16 protein-coding genes are annotated in these 22,092 nt (G+C 44.7%); all 16 read left to right on the plus strand.

Annotation, left to right across the window (positions count from 1 at the left end; translation table 11 throughout):
* The first annotated feature begins 140 nt into the window (after positions 1 to 140).
* The 16 genes from ACFO4O_RS04360 (at position 141) to uvrY (ending at position 22,088) form a co-directional block, all read left to right on the plus strand.
* Positions 141 to 2,135 (plus strand): hypothetical protein, encoded by a 1,995-nt coding sequence (locus ACFO4O_RS04360; RefSeq protein ID WP_382406139.1) that lies wholly within the window; start codon positions 141 to 143, stop codon positions 2,133 to 2,135.
* Entirely contained in the window at positions 2,132 to 2,752 is a 621-nt protein-coding gene (locus ACFO4O_RS04365) for a hypothetical protein (RefSeq protein WP_382406140.1), read from the plus strand. The genes ACFO4O_RS04360 and ACFO4O_RS04365 overlap by 4 nt, the downstream gene beginning before the upstream one ends.
* Positions 2,752 to 3,372 (plus strand): KH domain-containing protein, encoded by a 621-nt coding sequence (locus ACFO4O_RS04370; protein WP_382406141.1) that lies wholly within the window; start codon positions 2,752 to 2,754, stop codon positions 3,370 to 3,372. The genes ACFO4O_RS04365 and ACFO4O_RS04370 overlap by 1 nt, the downstream gene beginning before the upstream one ends.
* The gene (locus tag ACFO4O_RS04375; RefSeq protein ID WP_382406142.1) at positions 3,369 to 7,046 is read left to right on the plus strand and encodes a hypothetical protein; all 3,678 of its coding nucleotides are present in this window, start codon (positions 3,369 to 3,371) and stop codon (positions 7,044 to 7,046) included. Before ACFO4O_RS04370 ends, ACFO4O_RS04375 begins: the two co-directional genes overlap by 4 nt.
* On the plus strand, positions 7,046 to 7,723 hold the full coding sequence (locus ACFO4O_RS04380; protein ID WP_382406143.1) for a hypothetical protein: 678 nt from the start codon (positions 7,046 to 7,048) through the stop codon (positions 7,721 to 7,723). Before ACFO4O_RS04375 ends, ACFO4O_RS04380 begins: the two co-directional genes overlap by 1 nt.
* A complete protein-coding gene (locus ACFO4O_RS04385; protein WP_382406144.1) occupies positions 7,720 to 9,807 on the plus strand; it encodes a hypothetical protein in 2,088 nt (695 codons plus the stop codon). Before ACFO4O_RS04380 ends, ACFO4O_RS04385 begins: the two co-directional genes overlap by 4 nt.
* Positions 9,808 to 9,856: 49 nt before the next feature.
* Complete coding sequence (locus tag ACFO4O_RS04390; RefSeq protein ID WP_382406145.1) at positions 9,857 to 10,663, plus strand: hypothetical protein; 807 nt, start codon at positions 9,857 to 9,859, stop codon at positions 10,661 to 10,663.
* Positions 10,663 to 13,113: a hypothetical protein gene (locus tag ACFO4O_RS04395; protein WP_382406146.1), complete on the plus strand. Its 2,451-nt coding sequence runs from the start codon at positions 10,663 to 10,665 to the stop codon at positions 13,111 to 13,113. The genes ACFO4O_RS04390 and ACFO4O_RS04395 overlap by 1 nt, the downstream gene beginning before the upstream one ends.
* Positions 13,107 to 13,466 carry a hypothetical protein gene (locus ACFO4O_RS04400; RefSeq protein WP_382406147.1) on the plus strand — a complete coding sequence of 120 codons (360 nt, stop codon included), beginning with the start codon at positions 13,107 to 13,109 and terminating at the stop codon, positions 13,464 to 13,466. The genes ACFO4O_RS04395 and ACFO4O_RS04400 overlap by 7 nt, the downstream gene beginning before the upstream one ends.
* Positions 13,453 to 14,103: a hypothetical protein gene (locus ACFO4O_RS04405; protein WP_382406148.1), complete on the plus strand. Its 651-nt coding sequence runs from the start codon at positions 13,453 to 13,455 to the stop codon at positions 14,101 to 14,103. The genes ACFO4O_RS04400 and ACFO4O_RS04405 overlap by 14 nt, the downstream gene beginning before the upstream one ends.
* Positions 14,103 to 16,781, plus strand: coding sequence for a hypothetical protein (locus ACFO4O_RS04410; protein WP_382406149.1), 2,679 nt, complete (start codon positions 14,103 to 14,105; stop codon positions 16,779 to 16,781). The genes ACFO4O_RS04405 and ACFO4O_RS04410 overlap by 1 nt, the downstream gene beginning before the upstream one ends.
* Positions 16,782 to 16,795: 14 nt before the next feature.
* Entirely contained in the window at positions 16,796 to 17,050 is a 255-nt protein-coding gene (locus ACFO4O_RS04415; RefSeq protein WP_382406150.1) for a hypothetical protein, read from the plus strand.
* A gap of 761 nt (positions 17,051 to 17,811) precedes the next feature.
* Positions 17,812 to 18,696: a hydroxypyruvate isomerase family protein gene (locus tag ACFO4O_RS04420; protein ID WP_382406151.1), complete on the plus strand. Its 885-nt coding sequence runs from the start codon at positions 17,812 to 17,814 to the stop codon at positions 18,694 to 18,696.
* Positions 18,697 to 18,754: 58 nt separating this feature from the next.
* Positions 18,755 to 20,392 (plus strand): sulfatase-like hydrolase/transferase, encoded by a 1,638-nt coding sequence (locus tag ACFO4O_RS04425; RefSeq protein WP_382406152.1) that lies wholly within the window; start codon positions 18,755 to 18,757, stop codon positions 20,390 to 20,392.
* Complete coding sequence (locus ACFO4O_RS04430) at positions 20,389 to 21,345, plus strand: sugar phosphate isomerase/epimerase family protein (protein ID WP_382406153.1); 957 nt, start codon at positions 20,389 to 20,391, stop codon at positions 21,343 to 21,345. Before ACFO4O_RS04425 ends, ACFO4O_RS04430 begins: the two co-directional genes overlap by 4 nt.
* 98 nt (positions 21,346 to 21,443) lie before the next feature.
* The gene (uvrY, locus tag ACFO4O_RS04435) at positions 21,444 to 22,088 is read left to right on the plus strand and encodes a UvrY/SirA/GacA family response regulator transcription factor (protein ID WP_382406154.1); all 645 of its coding nucleotides are present in this window, start codon (positions 21,444 to 21,446) and stop codon (positions 22,086 to 22,088) included.
* The last annotated feature ends 4 nt before the right edge of the window (positions 22,089 to 22,092 follow it).

Consider the following 22,092-nt stretch of genomic DNA (forward strand, 5'->3'; position numbering starts at 1 on the left):
GAGGGTTTGTATTTCGCGTACACCTTGGCGCATGACTTAGGGAAAACAATGGATGAATTAGGCGAAATGCCTAGCGAAGAGTTCACCCATTGGATGGCTTTTTATCACGTCCGCAATAAAACCTTAGAGAAATCGAGAAAATGAGCAAAACGCAGATAGCAGAACTAGTCACCAAGATGACGGTTGACAATGCGCAGTTTGAAAGACAGATGCGCAAGTCACAAACCACCACTGGTGCACTGGCTAAAACGCAAAAGCGCGCTGCAAATGAAAGTGTTTTTGGCTCAAATCGAATGTCTCAAGGGTTTCGTCAAGCTGCCAACTCTGCTGCCACTTTATCCGGTCCAATGGGCGGTATTGCTTCACGACTTGGAACGGTTGCAACTGGCTTTTCTACTGTTGGTATTGCTGCTACTGGCGTAGGTTTAGCGATAAGTGGCTTAGCAGTTATAGTAGGCTTGGCAGCGGCTAAATTTGCTGAACTTGAAAAGCGAACACTAAGAACCGAGGCTTTGTTTAAAGCAACATCGGGGTCGGCAGGGTTAACTACCAAAGAGCTATCAGGTTTAGCGACTACTGTTGCTGAAAACACATTGGCATCAGTGGCCGGCACTACGCAAGCTATAAACGTGTTGCAAACGTTTAAGTCTGTGTCTGGTGATGCGTTCACAAGAACTATTACCTTGTCGCAAGACTTAGCGGCTGTAATGGGTTCGGATATAAAAAGTTCAGCATTGCAATTAGGTAAAGCGCTTGAGGACCCAATTACAGGTCTGAATTCGCTTCGCCGCTCTGGTGTAAGTTTCTCAGCCGCTCAAAAAGAGGTTATCCGTAACCTAGTAGAAACCGGAAGAGTCGCAGAAGCGCAAAAAATTATCCTAGATACATTAGAGAAGCAAGTGGGCGGCGCTGGAGCGGCCGAAGGTGCGGGATTATCAGGCGCGGCTGATTTGTTAGGCCAGCGTTGGGATGAAATGCTTGAAAGCTTCGCTGAAACAACATCAATAGGTCAAGCTACCACATCATCATTAAACGCTATCGCGGGAGCGTTAGAGTCGGTAACGGGCTTTATATCTGGCCCTCAATCATTAGAAGAATACCGTGAAAAGCTTGTTGAGCTACGAGCAGAGCAAGCTAAATTTGGCAACTCAGGCAGAGGCGTAGCTGCCAGCGTAAGCCGCCAAGCAGAAATAGAAGAAATTGAACGAACCATTCAAAAGCTTGAAGAAAAGCAGCAAAAAGAAGCTTCACTAATCGAAGAAGGTAAGCGGTTAAGAAAAGAGGCCGAGGAAGAAGCTGCAGAGCAACGACTAAGGCAGGCTCAGAAGCAAGGCGCAGCCGAACTTGGTGCATTAGAAAAGAGCCTATCGAGTCAACGAGAACTTTATCTTATCCAATGGGAAGAGCGAAACGCTCAAATAGAAGCGCTAGTACTTTCACAAGAAGAAATAGAATCGCAAGGCTATGAAAACTTACTTGAGCTGCAGCGCGGTTACTTAGCCGAAAATAATAAATTATATGCGCAAAGTGTCTTTGAGTTTGACGAGCGCAAGCGTAAAGAAGTTGAAATAGTACAAGCGGCTGAAAAGGCAAAAGCCAAAGCCGAACGCGACAAAATACAACGTGAACGTGAGATGACAGGCAATCAGTTTGTTCAGAATCTTGCCGACTTAGCCCAATATAACTCTCGCTATGCCGGAATGGCAAAAGCTGCAGCAATCGCTCAAGCCACAATCAAGACTTATGAAAGTGCCACCGGTGCGTTTAACTCACTTGCAAATATACCCATTGTTGGCCCTGTTTTGGGCGCAGCAGCAGCGGCGGCAGCGATTGCGGCCGGACTTGCCAATGTAGCAGCGATAAAAGCCCAACCAGTAGCCGGTGCAAGAGAGCTTGGTGGCCCTGTTGCTGGCGGAAAAACTTACCTAGTCGGGGAGAAGGGCCCAGAGTTGTTTCAACCAGGCGCAGCGGGTCAGATTACCAGTAACACCAATCTGCAACGTGCAGGCCTTGGCGGTGGCTCAAGCCAAACTATTCAAGTCAATCTCACAGCCATGGGCGGCGGAGACCAAAGATATTGGAATCAGCAGGCGCGTTACATCACTAAAGCACTAGCAAGGGAAGAGCGCCGATGATTTTACCTGACGTTTTTACCGCTTCAACCGTATCGCTTTCAAAAACCGAATCAGTACAGCGTTCAGTAAGTCGGGGCGGAGTCATTCAGCTTGGCAGACGCACCGCGCATGAAACTGAGGTAAAAATCACAAGCCCACTAATCAAGCAAAAAGATGTAGGTGCATTAATTGCGTTTCTGGATGATGTTGGCACATCAACGCCGTTTGATGTTGAACTTCCCCTGATAAGCAAATTAAAGGGTAGCGCCACAGCAAACATGAGAACGAGAGCTGCGGCAACGGCCGGTAGCAAAACGCTCCTAATTGATGGCGCCCAAGCAAATCTTATGAATATTGTTAAGCCCAACGATATGTTCAATGTATCGGGTCACTCCAAAGCGTATTTTGTCGGCGTTAACATGACAGGCAACCAAGTGAATGCGTTTAATTCAAATGGTACCGGTCAGTTTACGCTGCGTTCGTCACAGCCACTTATAAAAAATGTTGCAAATAACGAAACGGTAAATTTCCTTACACCCAAAATCACAGTGGTGAGAACGTCTGATGTTGACTTGGTGATATCTGTTAAGCGCTCGAATTTCGTCACCGTTTCATTTGATGCAGTGGAGTTTGTTTGATGCCTAGATTACAAAGTGCAGCAGTTCTCAAAGCTAAGCGATTGGGTAGACGTTTTGACATGATACGCATCGACTTAGCAACGCCTATCTATCTCACTGACAACAAATTTAATTACACCTACCAGAGCAATGAATATCTAGCTAATGGATTACTGTTAGACGTTGATGTAGGCGCAATGACGGCTGGTGTTGAGGCAAATGATTGGGAAGTGACCTTATCTGGCGTGCTTGACTCTGTTTACCCTAATGTTTTGGCGGCTGAATACAGAAACCGCTGGGTTTATCACTATTCAGCTTATTTCGATGAAGATGCAACGGGGATAAATATTGTTGGCGTGGAAGATAAAAAGCACGGCCAAATTATTTCTATTACTGATGAAGATGACGATGAGTCAGGTGAGATTGTACTAACTATAACCGGACCATTGGGAAATGTAGATCAAGCCAACCAAGTTAAAACAAACAACGTTTCACAAGAGCGCCGATGGGGTCCTGATAGATTCTTTCAGTTTGCTCACGAAACGGACTTTACCATCCCAAACAATAAAAATTCATCTTCCTTTGTAGGTGTCCGCTTTGGCGGTACCGCCGTTTCATCTGTTCCGAGTGTATCTGAATGAGTTTTTTTAGCAGTTTATTTGGCATAGAAGAGCCAGCGCCGCCGTTACTTTCTGTCAGCGAAAAACCAAAGACAGACTCGGCCTTAGATTTTGTTGTAGGCAGTGATTACGTAAAGATTGAAGGTGTGCCAATTTTCAAGCGCCTAAATGAAGAGTTTAACGAGGTTGGCTTGGTGATGGCTTGGTGCACAGGCCCTATCCTTGGCACGGGCAATAGTGTCGCGGGCAATCCTGGACGACCTAACCCCAATGACCCAGCGGCTGGCATATATGTTGGTGATAGGTTTGGCTATGATTCCGATTTTAGATTTAACCCCGGCTCGGCTGAGGTATCAGAGTTAGCCTTTATTACACCACAAGGCACGCCAAGCGGATTTACAAGCAACTGGACTGATTTTATAAACCGTTTCGGTTGGCAGCCTAATACAATGAAAGGCAAAGGCATCTGCCATTCTTTCGTCAAGTACACGCGTAACGTTGATGTGTTTCAGACTGACCCATCAACGAACATGTGGCTTAAGGCGCGTAAAAAGAATGTAAGAGACACCGCTGGCCGCCCGAACGGGCTGAATGACGCATGGGCAAACAACCCCTTTGCAGTAATTAAGTGGTATATCTTCGACAGCATTGTGGGTATGAATAAGCCGCTCACAATGTTCGGCTCATCATTTCAAGAGTCCATAGACTGGCTCGAAGATAACCTTGTCACCCAAGACGGTGAGCAACGAAAACGATTTACGGTAAACGGTACATTAAGCACCGCCGAAGAATATAAGAAGATACTAGAAGAGTTTGAAAACCACTGCTTTAGTAAAATATCGTTTATCGAGGGCAAGTTTGAAATAAGAACAAAGGGGCGCACAACAACCCCGTTTATTGATTTTAATAGCAGTAACTTGGTTGGTACTGTTGAAGTTAAGCCTGCAAGTGCCTTTGATGCGTTTACTCAAGTTGAGGTTAGCTGGATAAATCCTGACAAGAACTTTGAGAAAGACTTTGTTATTTTCCCTGAGACTGATTCAGTCGAGCACTTAGCCGCTTTGCAGCGCGCAAACTATATTGAAAATATAGAAGACTTTAAGCTACCACTTTGCAACAACCACTTTGAAGCGTATGAATATGCGCGAATTAAATACTTTGAGTCAGTCGATAAGGTAGACGTTAGGTTTACTGCACATGCAGAAGCATCTCAAGTATTGCCTTATGATGTTATTTCTATCACCGACCCAAAACGAACGTGGAACGGAAAATTATTCTTAGTTGAGAAAATTGAGGAAAAGGACAGTAACGGGGTAGAGCTTTATGAGATTGAAGCCACCGCATTTAATCCGACAATATACAACTGGTCTGGTGCCGGAGTATATACGCCTATTCCTACTTATGACGGGCGCATAGCAAAAATACCCGCTCCGCAAAATCTAACGTGGAATAACGCACAGCGCGCTCTTACTTGGGATAAACCAGCAACAACATCAGAAGTGATAAAGTATCACGTTTACGTTAATGATAAGTTTGTTGGTGAAACGGTATCGACAAATTATCAACTTGATTTGCCTGACAGTTCTTATGCTGTTGCTGTTTTTCCGCTCAACCTTTTCAATCAAGGTATTTCGGCCACTTTAAACTTAACGATTGGCCCATTAGTCACGCCGGACTACACACCAATTGTTAGCCCCGGTTACATCACTATTACGCCACCCGAACTAGTATTTGGTTTTTATGAGTATCGCCATGGCGTGCTAGATGATTTTGCAGAGTCAGAGGCGGGAAGTCCTGACGGTCAATTTAGGTTATTCAATACTGCGCAAGATCAAACATATTATTTTTGGGTTCGGTACAACACTGGTTCAAAAGCTTCACCTTGGTTAAAAAAATCAGCCGTTGGTAAAGCTAACAATGCTGAGGTTTGGCAGATATTCGCAGACGACGACCAAGCCACAAACCCGAGCCTAACCGATGCCAATAAACCATACATTGGTTTGGCGTTCGGCTTCTCTGTTCCGCTTACGTCACTATCGCAAATAAGCGATTACACAATATTTAAGACGTGGATAACAAACAGCGCAAGTAGATGGTTAATTGGAACTGGCGCCCCAGCTGCAGCGTTAGGTTCTGTTGGTCAATCTTATGTAGATGATGATACCAGTGATGTTTATATCAAAACAGATACTGGCTGGGTTTTGGTCGGTAACTTCGGCACCGGTGATGGTGATACATTCTTATCGGGTACAACAGACCCAGTAGACTCACTCGGCCTAAATGGTGCTACCTATTTAAACCTTACTAGCAAAGAGCTATTTAAAAAGATAGGTGGCACTTGGGTTACTCAGGGCAACTTGCGAGGGCCTCAAGGGCCGCAGGGCATCCCAGGTGCAAAAGGCGAGAACGGTGTTCAGCTTTTCACTTGGATTAAATATGCCGATAATGCGAATGGTGCCGGTTTAAGCAACTTTCCGGCAGGTAAGGAATACATTGGTTTTGCCTACAATAAAACAACTGCAACCGAATCAAATAATGCGGCAGATTATCTTTTCAGCAAGATAGTTGGCGAAGAGGGTGTTCAAGGCAATACAGGTGTACAAGGTCCACCGGGGCCAAACGGCGAAAGTCTTTATACGTGGATAAAATACAGCGCCAACTCGGACGGTACTGGATTAACTGATCTGCCTCAATCAAATAGCATATATATTGGAATTGCTGTCAACAAAACAGTTGCGAGCGAAAGCAATAACAAGGCCGATTATGTTTGGTCTAGGTACAGGGGTGAAGCGGGTCCTCAAGGTGTAGCAGGCCCTCAAGGGCCAAGCGGAACGACAACATACACTTGGATACGTTACGCGACCAGCTCTACTGGCGCAAATAGCAGCAACAATCCAACAGGAAAGACTCACATCGGTTTTGCTTACAACAAGACAAGCCCAATCGAATCAACCGACCCATCGCAATACACATGGTCTTTAATGCAAGGCCCAACTGGTAGCACTGGCCCTCAAGGGCCGCAGGGTCCACAAGGCAATACTGGTGTACAAGGGCCTGATGGACCTGACGGCCGCCCGAGCTACACATGGATTAAATATTCGGCTAATGCAGACGGAACAGGTTTAACTGACAGCCCCCAAGCTAACACTAAATACATTGGCATATCACCTAATCAAACGCTAGCAGCAGAGAGTAACAATAAAGCCGATTACACATGGTCCTTATTCGTGGGTGAGGACGGTGCGCAAGGGCCTCAAGGACCAATTGGCCCTCCCGGCGCACCCGGTGCAGATTCACCTACACAGAATGACGATGATGATAGCGGAAGCGGGTCGGGCAATTCAAACAACCAATGGAATGTTATTGCGGCAGTAAATGTTCCGAGCGGGTTGGGTAACTTTACTGTTTCAGTTAGTGCTAGCGCCAGTTCTTATGCGCAAACAGGCGGAGCAGAGCCGTTAGACCGCCCAACCACTACAACCTTACAGGCCATTCGCACTACGGGCGGTGACTCGCTTATAGCAAGTAATTCGCAAGCTGTGGATTCTGGACTTTTCTCAGGTGTTTCACTAAGCGGAAGTTGGACTGTTGGTAGTGGTACTTATTTAATTAGAGCAAAATTTCAATGGACTGCTGGTGATGTTTCCACACGCGGTATCACTTACTCGGGCTCAATTAGGTCAAGGAGGCAGTAATGAAATTTACAGTAACAGACGACCTTACAAACAAAATAGTAGGGCACATTCGACTTTCTGCTTGGCAGCTTAGAGCAGCGGAGGACGAACCCGCTTTTATTAGTGCGTTTATTGAAAGTGAAACAACGCTAAGTCAAACCGCGCATAAAGGGTATTACCCAAATAACCAGTATAGCTTTGATGGTGTTGACTTCAATGAGATTGAACATACTAGACCAACACTTTCGAAAGAGCCTAGAGACTTGCTCGTTACGCTAGTAAAGCAACTTCTTGATGCTGGTTATTCCTTGCCTTTGCATGTTGATTTTATCCGCAACAAAAAACAAGCCCGTGACCTAATCGACCAAGCCGCCGGACGCGCACGCATGAGATTTGTTTCTCAAGGCCTGTTAATCGACCAAGAGTATTTAATCGCTGAACAAGAAGCAAAGGAATGGATTGCGGCAGGCTCTGATGTGAACAACGTGCCAGAAACCTTAGATTCTTGGGTAGCAGCAAGCGGTATGACTGAAACAGCGGCGGCTAGCAATATCACAAGTACTTCAGCGCAATTCAGAGGGGCGATTAAGTCAATCAGACGCATTAGGCTGACAGGCAAAAAAGCAGTAACCGATGCAAGCTTAGAGACGTTTAAAGCGATTGCGCAAACTTATATAAATCAATTGGACGCACTATGAACAACCCTAAAATTGACATTTCAGCTATGCCCGACAGATTACCGGATATGAAAGCCGGTGAGCTGGTAGTATTAGACCCACGCGAGATTATTAAAACCGAAGATGGTTTGCAGTCGGCACGATGGTTTTTAAACCCTCAACTGCCGAGTAATTCTGTCAAGGTTGAAATGGAAAGAATTAACGGTCGCGGCTTGTGGACGGTCTGGGCATTTACCGCGCCAGCCCTGCTTGAAGATAAGGAATTGGTGTTTGACTTTGAAGCGCAATCAAAACCCGACGAGAATAAGAAAAAGCATATCGCTAAAAAACAAATCCGCGTTCTTATTAAGGCGGGGGAAAACTCGGTTGTCGCAAAAACTAATAACTTTCAAAACGTCAAAGAGGGTCAGAGCCTAACGCTAACGGCGAACGGTTCATCTAGCCCGAACGGCAAACTTGTATCGTATCACTGGCAACAAACCGAAGGGCCGCAAATACCGAACTTCGATGCGTATGGCAAAGAGTTAAATGTTACCGTGCCAAGCTTTGATGATGTGAAGATATACACGCAAGACCGAGCGTATGGCGTACCTATCTCAACACCTACCGATGTGCATATTCCGCATGGCCTGCAAAACCTTTTCGATATTGAATACCTAGGCGCGTTCACGGCAAACGACGCTGAAGGTGATGCGACGGTTGATTTTGGTAGTCAACGCATTGGGCTATCTCAAGATGGTGAAAGCCTTTTTATTACTGGCGCAAAAGAAAGTATTGCTGAATTAAAAATACCAGAAGCGTTCGGTTTTGAAGCTGATATTGCAGATGTGCCGAAAGCCGAAGTCATACAAGAGTTTGAGTCATTCCGTAAACGTAGCTCTATCGAAGGGAATAATCGTGTCCGCATTGTTAACTCAATGCTTGAGTACAACTCATCACTCATTGTTAGTAGTGAGATTGCGTACGACACGCAGAATAGTCGCTACAACTTAGAGCGCGTCATTGATTCAAGTAACTTGGGCCAAGGGTATGCCGACTTTATTAAGCTAGAGGGTAGAACTTACCCAAGCGGTTGGATGTGTGAAATTGCAGACGATATGAAAGATGAACTAGGCGCAACGCATTTAAGCGGTAATGCTTCAAATAGCTCTATCGATAACCGTCATTCAATTGGCCCAAGTCTGCTTACATGGAATGCTGACGATGTGTTGCGCGCTCCGGTCGATACCGATGTGCCAAGTACTCCACTCATGATATTTACCATACGAAACCAGATGGATGCTGGCGCGAACGACAAAGAGCCGATACCTGCAAATCCGGTTTGGAGTCTAATGTCACGCGCTCACTTTGGTTTTATCGTACCCAATACTCGCAAGTATGTGTGCTTTGGCGCTCATGCTGGTTTGCAAGGCGGTAATGGTTATAAGATTTATCAAGAGGTCGGCGGCACTCAAGACTCTGGCGGTAGAACCTATCTCAAAGAAGATACCTATCCGTATTTTTGGGTATTTGATATGGATGAAATATTAAACGCTGAAAATGTGCATGATGTTCGCCCCGAGACTTACGGCAAATGGCGCGTGCCTTATTGGGAAGGTGAGGATACGTTCTTTGTGGGCGGCGCATGGGATAAGAATACCAACACGCTTTATTTGTCACTGAAAGACGGCGGTATTACGCGTAAGAATCAGCGCAGACCAGCAATATTAGCATTCAACTTTGAGCCTAAAAAACCCAACAGCCAAAAAGCAGTTGTGCCGCGTCGCTTGACGTTTGAATGCACGGTCACTGACGAAATGGGGTACAAGGCTAAAACGCAGTCTAGCGTGTATCTTGAAGGGCAAGCTAAGTTTGACTTGCCAACAATGGCTCCGCTTCCCGCAATTCCAGTATGGGGTGATGATGCGGTCGAACCGCTACCAACGCCCGAGCCAGTTGAGCCACCAACACCGCCTGCGCCTATTGAGCCAATCGACCCGCCAACTGAACCAATCGAACCGCCAGTAATCGAGCCAACGCCGCCAAAAGAGCCGGTAACGCCAGATCTGCCAGAAACTATCAATATAAACATCATCGGCACTATCACAGTGCGATTTGAAGAATAAACCACGTTGCCGCTGCGCAATTTAATAAGATTAAGAAGAGGATTGAATAATGGCTTTTCAGTTTGACGGCGTAGGCTATATTGCAATAAATGGTGCATTAAACACCAGTGGCGCTTTCAGAATTAGACTACCTGATTTTGAGTATCGAAACGGCAATTATATCATCATGCGCCGCGGCAGTACGGCAGGCGTTAACATATCTATAGAAACTGGTGGTAAAGTTGTAGCCCGAAACAGTTCGGCAAGGTTGGAAGTTGTTATACCCAACATCCAAGAAGGCGACTTAATCACCGGTTTTGATTTTGAACGAGCCGCAAACGACACTGCCACGTTAACCGCAAACGGTGTAAGCGCATCGGGCGCTTTTGCAGGTACTTACATATTGCAAGGGTTTGGCGGATGGTCTAGCTCGTCAACTGAGTTGGTCTATGACGGGAAGTTTGAGGGCGGTCAAGCAATCATCACTGCTGCGGACGGGTATTCAAAGACGTTTGATTTTACACCCGAGTCGGGCACAAACGTACAAGACGGGCAGGGCAACCAAACAGGCACGCTAGAGGGTTTTACAACGGGTGGTTTTGTCGCAAATAGTTCGGTCGTTCCGCCTGCAACCACTTCATCACTTATTCTTGATATTGACAATGACTTGCCTGCAAGTGGCAGTTTTCAAGTGTATGCGGTGAAGGTGTCTGATAAAACCACTCTATACCAAAGCACTGCATCATTTAATAACGGACAGGCAACATTAACTTTACCTATCACAAATTTCCCTGTTGGCACGCAAGTGGATTGGTTTGTTATTGATGCCACTAATCAAAAGTGCGCAGGGGCTAGGCAGGCAACGGTGGCAAGCTAATGGGATATAATTCATTCGGAGCGACAAACACCTTTGAGGGTGCAGTGGGTCAAACGCCGCAACAGCCAAGCGGCACTCGGTATTTTCCTCGCGGTGGCAGTGTTGCGGGTTTAAATATCACGTTGGCCGCAGGCGAGAAACTAACGTTTCAGTTTATGGTCACGCATACTGATTCATTCTTAGAATTACTATCGGGCACAAACACGTCAATTCAAATCAATAAAGGTGATAGGACAGATGCCGCCGTGCGCTTTGTGGTTGGCGGAAATAGTACTTTTTTCCCTGCTGCGCAATTCTATTCACATGGTTGTTTTAATACGCTTGAGTTAACCGCCGGAACAGATCCAACTGATATTACCGTCACAATGAACGGTAACTCGCTTGGTACTAAATCAATTGGCAGCACAGGCATTTCAGTCAACAATCTTGGTACTGGTGTTTATTTTGTACGCAGGCTTGCTTACTCGAATGCCAGTAATGTCGAGGTATTAGCATATGAATTTACTGAGTCGAGCGGCACAACTGCAAGCCCTTCTGTTGGTTCGGGCAACTTAACGTTTGCCACTGCACCAACGCGATATGAATTTACGCTGACAAATGGTGTGTGGGAATCAGACCCCAGCGGCTTTCCTGACGATGTGCGAATTAGAATACCAGACGATGCCGCGAAGTATCGCTCGGCACCATTGGGATTATCGGGCAACGTGACCTTTATTTGGGGCTACGGTCAATCGCTCGGCAAAAATTTCTTAAACGGTGCGAACAATGAAAGGCGAGTGTTTTCAACCGTTCCTGATAGTTTTGCTTATTCCGGTGTTAACCCGCCACAGATGGCAAAGTATGCGCCGCGAATAGATTTAGCCGGAGCGGGTCATGCAGAGTTGACCATGCTCACTGATGCAACGACAAAACAATTTGTCTATGCCAATACCGCCAAATCTAGCTCTAGCCTTTTAGAGTTAAGCAAGGGTACAGATAGCTATGATGATTTTCTAGGGTCTACTGGTGAATTATCTAGCGCGGACGGTGTTTTGCCTACTGGTTCGAATATAGAAGAGTTGTATTTCTTCTTTACCCACGGCGAAAAAGATACATCGGGCGAAACGTCATTATCTAATTATAAGCAACAAGCGTTGACGTTATTTGATGATGTCGTGTCGGATGCACGGACAGTGCTTAATAACGCTTCACTTTCTGTTACGATGATTTATACACAGGTAGGCAGAGCGACAAGCTACCGCGATATACAGCAAGCGCATTATGATTTAGCCAATAAGGACAACTTTATTTTTGCGGGTCCTCGATGGCCTTTAAATCAATACTACAATGACAAATTAGACACCCCGCCGGACGGTGTTCATTTATCGCCGCTTGGATATGCCGTGCTTTCTGAAATGCACGCACAAGCGATTATTGATAGCAACTGGCAACCGCTTACCACGAGTGCAGCAGTATCAGATATAGCGAACCAATCTCAAGTAGTAACGGTTTCGTGCAACGTGCAGACTTTGCCACTGAGAAAATACGATGATGTGACCGACCCTTCACTCGGTGTTTATTATGTAAACGCAACGGGTACAGAGTTTGGTGTTTCTGGAGTATCTTTTTCCGGCTCTAACATAATTGTTGATACTGGTCGCACCGTTGAAGCGGGTGCAAAGATTCGCTTTGGTAGTACGAGCAGAAGTTCATCATTGCCGCTAATCAATATCATGGATTCTACCGAATGGCTTGGCGCTGATTCACGCCTTACGCTTTCACATGTTATGCCTATTCACGATGTCGTAATAGCACAGCAAGGTGAGAACACGCAGCCCACTGTTAACCTATCAGGCCCCACAACTGCAACAAGCGGTCAGGTGCTCACCTTTACGGTTACGACTAATGACATTGACGGTGATGCGGTATCAGTTGCGCTGTCTGCGTCTAGCGGCGTTGTGCTATCTGCGATTACTAATGGCACGTTTACAGCGACGATGCCGACTGTATCTAGCGGTAATCAAAGCGTGACCATCACAGCTACACCGAATGATGGTACTGAAAACGGTACGCCAGTTGAGCGAGCTGTTTTGGTGAGTGCTGTGGTCACTCCCTCTCAACCCCAGCAAGAATTTAATGTTGCAGCATCAACAAATGGAGAGATGGACTTGTTTTATCAGAATGTAGATAACGCCTTTGCTAGCGGCGTATTGGATAAAAACGGCGAATATGTAGACCTTTCAATCTATGTTGGCGCTGAATACTGCATCTATGACCGATTAGGAAATAAGGATGTAGAGCTAACGCTTGGTAATGGGATTGTAAAGCAGGGTACAGACTTTGTTATTCAAATATCAGACACCGCCATGGACTTTGCAGGACTTCGGCAGCATCAGTTGATAGCTGTCCGCGCTAACGGTCAGCGTGACCTGATATTTAAGCGTAGGTTAACGGTGGTGGAAACATGTTGAGTTGGTTTAAGGCAAAGCTTTTACTTTTATCTGTGGCGCTCATTTGGGCGCTTTTTATTGTCTTTATGTCACCGCTGCAATTACCCGTGACGCTGCTTGCTATTCGTTACAAGAAAATGCGCAGGTATCGATATGGATTATGGATAGCTCAAGACCAGTTAGTGAACGCTATTCATGCAGGCAACCCCGACGTAACCATATCGAGTAAGGTCGGCTACATGGCTCGCAAGGGAAGTAAAACAGCTTACGCAATGGCGAAGGTAATAGACGGTTTGTTCTACCTAGCGATAGGGCAGAAAAATCATTGTGATATATCAATTGAGACGGATGAAGAGCACTATGAGTTTAAGTAAATTTGTAAAAAGCAAAACAGGCACACACGCACAGCTATTAGCGTTAGCGAAGGCTGAAACGGTCACTAACGGTAAGTTAATTCACCGCGATACGATGAACAGTCTATTGGCTAGTGCGGGTCTGTACGTTGCGTTCAAAGCTATGGCAGAAGATAGCACTAATCCATTTCAGAATTTGATTGCCGCATTTCTCGACTCGCAAGATTTTAACTTTATTCAGTCAAGCGCAACAGGTCAGCGACAGATTGCCGCACTTGACCAAATGATTTCTACAGGTGGTGATTTAGGTACCGCGTTAGGCGCATTAAAACCAGTGATTATTAAGTTAGCTAACCCAACAGTGCCCGCCTTTCCTAGTGTCACATTGCATGACATACGCATTGCGCTAGGTGACGAGACACGTTTAAAACAGATTGGCGTGTTCGACGGCATTGCTAATATTACCGTAGACACAACCAAGAACGCAGGCTTTGAAGAGCATAGACCACAAGTGTATTTCAAGATTAACGGCATTTACGAGCGTCGCGCAGGGTTTGCACTAGTCGAAGAAAGTGGCGTGTATAACGCACAATGCCCTACGCCTAGTCGCAGTGTTGACGGTGTGTTTGTAGATGATAGCTACGGTGTGGTGCTGTAATGAGCGTTAAAGAGTTTATTCGCTTTGACGGAGTAGACGACCGCATAGATTTCCCTGCTTACACTATGCCTACGTCTGGTGTTTGGTTTGTTGAGTTTTCGTTTGTACCGTCTGATTTGCAGAAACGTTACGAGTCGATGCTTTACTTAAATCTAAACACTTTGCGTATATCTTCTAACTATGATTTTGCAGGCGATAAAGGGTATATAAGTTTTAGTGCGCGTTCTACTTCGCCTGTAGACGAAAACGTAAACATGAACAGCTTTAATCTACCTAGCATTCAAGCAGGTAAACTGTGTTCCGCTAGGTTAGAATTTAACTTAGACACAGGCGTAATGAGCCTTACTGTAGATGGTGTTTTTGCGACGAGTGAAACATTTGATAGACCAGAAGATTTAAGAGGTCTTGAATTTCCTGTAGGTAAGGCTGATTTTGGTCGCGGATTCAATATCAGTGATAGATTTTTTGCCAGTGACCTCAAACATATCAACATAAACAATCAACACGTTTACGATGCTAACGACTCACGCAACACTGACACGCTGTTATTCGATAGTGTTGGCGGTCAACATGCTACGTTAGTAAATGAGCCTACGTATGTGGATTATCAGGATGCTTGGTATTTAGAAGCAACATCAAATAATCAGTATATTTCAATTTCAAATGGCGTTGACATACTTACTGATGTTGGCGATTACCTAGAGTTGACAATACAACCTAATGCAGATGCAGACATCCTTTTAACAGGGGTGGATACAAATAGTTTTGTTGTTTCGTTTCCTGCCAATAATAGCAGTAGACTTTTAGTTAGAGCGAACGGCACTGCTAACACCATAAATAACTCAGTGTCAGCCGACGATATTCTTATCACTATACGATTAGAAAAAAAATCTTCTACTGTTTTAAGTGTTAGTTCTACCGAATTACAAATGAGCCAAGATGTTACTTTTGCAGATTTAAGCTCTTTAAAGTTAAATCGTATTTTTAATGTCAGCTTCGGCTACACTGGCAAATTTTACAAGCTTGTAAACTACAACCAAGGCGCGATTCAGAATAGATACAACCCTACACTATCAAACGGCACAGGTTTAATACTAGAGGACGAGATAGGCGGCAATGACGGTACGCTTGTTAATTTTCCCACTGACAACAGCCAGTGGGTTTATAGTCCTGTTGAGGTTCCCGATACACCGTCAACACCTACGTCTAGCGGTCTAACAGCGACGGTAGGCGGTGCAATCAGTTCAGTCTTACGCCCTGCGATAAGCAGTGTCATACAAAATGCTATCGGTGGGTCGGTGTCGGCAGTAGCACAAGCTGTACGTAGATACTTTACCTCGTTCAACCAGAATGCACAGTCACACATTACGCTGTCTAGTCCTATAGAGCTTGATGGGGATTTTGAGATAGAAGTTCTGATTTACACACCGAATGTAATAGATGCACAAATGGTGCTTGGTAATTCTGGTGGAACTAATAATTGTATATTTATTGCTAACGGTGATGTTCATTCGCGAGATACTACAGGCAGTACGTTAGTTACGAGTTCACCTGAGATATTACCTAATAAACTGACTAAAATTAAAGCAGTCAAAACAAACGGAAACATTGAGGTTTTTATTAATGATACTTCTGGTGCAAGCGGTTCGTTCGGCTCTTTAATTCTTAATCGGGTAGGTATTAGGCAAGCAACGTTTTTTCCATTCAAGGGCATCATAGCTGACCTTAAAATCTGGAAAGGCGGCGATAGAAACACAGGCATGCTCGTACTCGATATGCCGATTGATAAGCAGTACGAAAACTTAGGGTTGGTTGAGAATAAGAGTGCGGTATTGACTACTGTGCCTACCAACTTTTTTTCTTCGACTAGTCAAAGTACTTCTTTGGCTATCTCAGGCACGGCTAACTCTATTTCTATTAGTGCTGATGGTACAGAAAATTACCCTAGAGTTGCGTATGACGGTGTGTTAGAAGCGGGTAAAACTTACTTAATTACAGCCACCGTGGATTTGCGACAAACAGGTAATCGTGTTTTCTTTACTGGCTCGAAACCAAGTACTCAAGACTTGCGTTTTAAGTTCCACAACGTAGGTACGATAGAAACAAAAACTGAAATTATCCGCGCTAATCAGACTGAATTGCTTGTTTTTATAGACGAAAACATTGCCGACACAGAGCCGAACACTGCGGCTTTGGTAACTAATGTGAGCATCAAAGAAATCCCCGCATTAACCCCAATCGGCACATTCAACAACATCACATTAGCTGACTCGCAAGAGTATACGCAAGACAGTGATGGAAATTGGTTAGGTACGACTAACTATTGGGATGAAGATAATGTTGTTTCTCAAGGTTTAGAAACAGAAAAAGACGTACCAATTAAAGGTACTTATCGTATAAAAACACCTGACAGTGACATTTCTTTAGTAGAAGTTCCTAACGGAATGCCTGATATGAATTCGTCCTATAAGTTTGAAGTTACTATCATAGAAAATAACGGCGGCTCTTTTTCTGTATCTGACACAATCAGCGGTGTAGCTGAGAACGGATTTACAGGTAAATTTGAAAAAGTTTTTATCCCTGCTTTTTACCCTACTATTAAGCTTAAACGACAAGCCCCGCCAGTAGACATTCAATTTAAGGGCGTATCAGTACGCGATTACCTCGAAGTTAATTAACATAGGAAAATACAATGAAAGAACTAAGTCATTTAGAAGAATTTGCAACGCTAGTTCAAACTCGGCCTGAAACTATATTTCTGGAGCCTAATGGCGCCACTATAGATTTGCAAATTCACACTACCGGTGAAAGTTGGCGCACCTTCAAGAGTTATACAGAAAATGATCTTGTCGAATTTAAACTTTCAAACAGCCTAAAAGTTAGAGCGTCATTTAGCGACAGTGGCGCAGCGGCGAAAGCCTTTATTACCAACGGGCAATATAAATAGTGTCGCTCTCGCTCCGCTGTTATGGATAATGGCGGGGTATTGTATCGGCAGAGGTGTATGCGCTCCATTTAATTTCTGCTATTGCTATCTCCGATTCTATAATAAGACTAGCGATCCGAGTGGCGCGTTCAATTGGCGAAAGGTGCTTCATTTCATGAATAGAGAACGCATGCTCAAGCGCGTTCTTTCTTGCTAAATCTTCCATATTCATAAATTAAACCTCAGTCCGAATCTTTACTTGATAATTGAACTGTTGAACATATGAGCGAATGCTAGTTGTTTCAAATTTTTCTATCTCAATCCTTGAGATGATTAAATCATTATATTTTTTTATAACAGCATATATTGCGTCATTAATCTCAATCTCGGCCTGTTCCTTGCGTTTTATATAATCGTGTATTGCGCTCATAATTCACCTATTTTGTTGTGTAATATACACATGGCTTACTTACGTAAATAAAGGCTTTAAAACTATACACGTATTACTCAATGTGTATACAAAGCCATGTTTTTTATATGTTATCGTCCTGACTTGAAATCAGACGAACGGTTAAACGTTCCGGGGGTTCGAATCCCTCACTCTCCGCCAAACAATGAAAGCCCGCCTCGTGCGGGTTTTTTTGTGCTTTGTTTTTTCTCCATTACTATCTTTCTTTTTTCCAGTCCAAATTTGTATTGCTTTGTTGTACCGGCCTTTCTATTTACTTACACTCTTTTACAAACATTTAACATGCATTACCGTAATAAAAGGTGAGTGAACAATGGATAAACATCGTCGTAATTGGTTAAAAGGGCTTGCTGTTACCAGCGCGGTGGCAGCATCTGGCATGGTCGGCGCTGCGAGTGAGCTAAAGCCGGCAAGTGCTAAGAAGCTAAAAGGTAATATTAACCATGCAGTCAGTAGTTGGACCTACGGACATTTATCGATTGAAGAACTTTGTATCTTGGTTAAATCATTGGGTTTTTCTGCCATCGACTTAGTTGGCCCAAAAGACTGGCCCACTTTGAAAAAATACGGCATTGACTCTTCTATGTGCAATGGCGCAGAGCCAAATCTAGAAGATGGCTTTATTCACCCCGAACATCACGACGACCTTGAGAAACGCTATTTGCGTCACATCGACTTAGTTGCTGAGGCAGGTTATAAAAACCTTGTTTGCTTCAGCGGAAATGCTCGCGGCATGAGTCCTGATGTGGGTCTTGAAAATGCTATAGCGGGCTTACGGCGCGTTGTTCCCCATGCTGAAAAACGCGGCGTGATTTTACAGCTAGAGCTGTTTAACAGCAAAATCGACCATCCCGATTATATGGCAGACAACTCGGCGTGGGGCATAGAGCTTTGCAAAGCCATCGACTCGCCAAACTTCAAATTACTCTATGATATTTACCACATGCAGATTGAAGAGGGCGATATTATTCGCACCATTACCAACAATCACCAGTATTTTGGTCACTATCATACAGCGGGTGTGCCTGGACGAAACGAAATAGATGATACTCAAGAGTTATTTTACCCAGCCATCGCCAAAGCGATTGTGAAAACTGGGTTTAAAGGATACTTGGCCCAAGAGTTTATTCCTACTCCCGACACTGCACAGGGCAAAGCAATGTCATTGAAAAACGCTATTGATATCTGCGATGTGTAACGCTCGGCTGAGCACCTTTACTAAGCCGCGTAACATAAAAACTGTAGGCTGCTTATCATTGGGGCTTTTAAAAGCGCTTCTGCTAATGTGCGCTGCGAATACGTCTTTTGTTCACGCCGCGACTCAGCCAAACAAAGCTGATATTGCAGCAGCCCGAAAGCCTAATTTTGTTTTCATTCTAACAGACGATCAGCGTCATACTGCCGTAGGCTATGCCCAACAAGAAGCGGTGTTAACGCCTACCTTAGATGCGCTTAGTCAGCAGTCGCTTGTATTTACCAACGCGCACATTATGGGAGCAATGAGCGCAGCGGTGTGTGCGCCTAGTAGAGCAATGCTCATGACAGGGCGTAATTTATTTGAGATAAGTCAAACGGGTGAAGATATTCCAGCATGGCAAATTACGCTGCCGCAATGGTTTAAACAACATGGCTATCACACTTTTCATACCGGAAAATGGCACAACGGCAAAAGCGCATTTGCTCGCAGCTTTACCAGCGCACAAAGCATATTTTTTGGCGGTATGAGCGACCAATATCAGGTTCCTTTGCATGGTTTTGATGCGAGCGGTAAGTACGACTGTGAGCCCACCATACAAGGCGTTGAGCATTCTACCGATATTTATGCAGACGCGGCGCTTAACTTTATTGAACACTATGACAGCTCGCAGCCCTTTTTCGCTTTTGTAGCTTTTCAAGCGCCGCATGATCCTAAGCAAGTGAGCCAACAATATTACTCACAATATGCTGATACAGACATACCCGACATTGTTAATTTGCTGCCAGAACATCCCTTCGACAATGGTGAGCTAGACGTAAGAGATGAATGGCTAAGTCCAACACCGAGAACTCAAACCGACGTAAAGGCCCATTTAAAGGCTTACTATGCAATGATTACCCACATAGATAAGCGAATTGGTGACATTATAAAGGTGCTTGAGCGCAAAGGCTTAATGGACAACACATACATAATTTTTACTTCAGATAACGGCATCGCCATGGGCCAGCACGGACTGCTTGGAAAACAGTCTTTATACGACCACAGTTTGCGTGTTCCATTATTGATTGCAGGACCGGGTATCGAGCAAGGCCTTACCATCGACTCACCGCTTTATCTGTCAAACCTATTCGCCAGTATTTCTGATTTGGCGGGATTTGATATTCCTGATTCAGTTACTCAGAGTAAGGTGGCGCAAATTAGCGCTAGCATGCCGAAACTTCCTCATGAGAGCAAAAGCTTGCCGCTTAATGAAAGTGACAACACCGCCAGTATTTACGCGTACAAGAGCTATCAGCGAGCAATCAAGCAGGGGAGTTTGAAGCTTATTGAATATCAAGTAAAAGGCAAAAAGCACACGCAACTGTTCGACCTAGCAACAGACCCACTTGAGATGCACAATTTAGCGAATCAAGCGGCTTATCAGCATACCGTGGGCAAATTAAGAGCTAGGCTTCAAGCAGAACTGAGCCTTGCGGGAGATGCGGCAAAGCTTCAGGCTGTCGATTGGGCAATTCCAGATTTACCGCAGTGGGGCGAGTTTAATTTAACCCCCGAGCGCCGAGATGGCTACTTTAAAATGAAAGCCATGGCCGCAGAAGAGCATAAAATGGTGCTTGAATATTTTGCCCCCACAAAACTGCAAGATATCGAAGCCAGCGTCGACCATAAAGACCGCCAAGATAAGACCACACGATGACAAAGCATCACCAGCCTTCACGCCGTAAATTTTTGATGCAGGGTGCATCTGTTGTATCACTCGCAATGCTGCCAGCACATGTGCGCAGCTTCGCTAACAGTGAGACACAAAGACTTGCGACCACCCGCATCGCATGTCAGCAATACCCCTGGATGACGCTAATGGCGCGCGATGGTGCAAGCTGGGACAACAGCTTAACGCGCTCTTTGCAAATGGTCGTTGACAGTGGTTGCCTTGATTTTGAACCCATGCTGGAAACACCAAAACAAGCCTCTCACCTTCTAGCGGCGTTAAAAAGCAAACAAATAAACAGCTATTCTGTTTACGTTAACTCAATTTTACATGACGCACGCAAGGTACCTGAGCAACTCGATAATATTTTAGCTGTTGCCGACGCAATACAACCCTATGGCGTAAAGATAATCACTACTAATCCTGCGCCAATTTCATGGGATACTCCAAAAGATAAAAGCGATGATGAACTAGCAACTCAGGTAGCTGCGTTAAATGAACTCGGCGGTGCGCTTAAACAAAAAGGTATTGTTCTCGCCTATCATAATCACGATGCTGAAATGCGACATGGCGCGAGGGAGTTTCATCATATGATGCGCGCCTCGTCTGCTGATAAAGTTAAACTTTGCCTTGATGCTCAGTGGATTTATCGCGGAGTCGGTAATTCTTCACTTGCACTAATGGATATCGTTGATATGTATGCCGCAAGAGTGGTCTCTGTGCATTTACGCCAGTCATTTCGAGGGACTTGGTCTGAAACCTTCTCACAGGGGGATATCGATTATGCATCAATACTACAACGCCTGCGAGCAGAACATAGACCCATGCACTTTGTGTTAGAGCAAGCGGTAGAAGCAACTAGCCCACATACACTCAATGCAATACAGGCGCATAGACAAAGCCTTGCGTATGCCTCAACACTTATTGGAAGTGAGCAGTAAAAAAACGGTTCCCAAATTACTGGCTTTGTATGATACTAATGCACCTAAAGTAATAGCTTTAGCATATTTTTATAATAACAATTAGGCTGAATTACTACGTGATCAAAATATTAGTAGTGGATGACCATGAGCTAGTAAGGACAGGGATAAGCCGAATTCTTAACGACGTAAAAGATTTCTCAGTGGTAGCACAAGTGGGCTGCGGTGAAGATGCCGTTGCCTACTGCAGAAAGCACACACCCGACATTGTATTAATGGATGTGGGCATGCCAGGCATTGGTGGCTTAGAGGCTACCAAAAAGGTAATGCGTGTTTGCGACAGCACGCGCGTGATTTGTTTGTCGATGCACAAAGAAAACCCGATACCCGCTAAAATTATGCAGGCAGGTGCTTATGGTTTTTTAACCAAAGATGCCGAACACAGCGAGATGATAAATGCTATCTATAAAGTTGCATCTGGTCAAAAGTACATCTCGCCTGAGATAGCTCAAAAAATAGCAATTGGCGCATTAGACCTTAATCAAAGCAATCCTTTTGAGGCCCTTACCGAGAGAGAGTTAGAAATAACGCTCATGATAACCCGCGGTGTCAAAGTGACCGAAATTGCCCGTTCGCTGAGCTTAAGCGCTAAAACCGTGAATACCTATCGGTATAGAACCTTCGACAAGCTAGGTATTGATTCGGATGTTGAACTAACTCATTTAGCTCTGCGCCACGATCTCATTCAAACTTCTACTCATTAAGGCA

The organism is Glaciecola siphonariae (assembly GCF_042652645.1).
In the GTDB taxonomy this organism is placed as follows: Bacteria; Pseudomonadota; Gammaproteobacteria; order Enterobacterales; family Alteromonadaceae; genus Glaciecola; species Glaciecola siphonariae.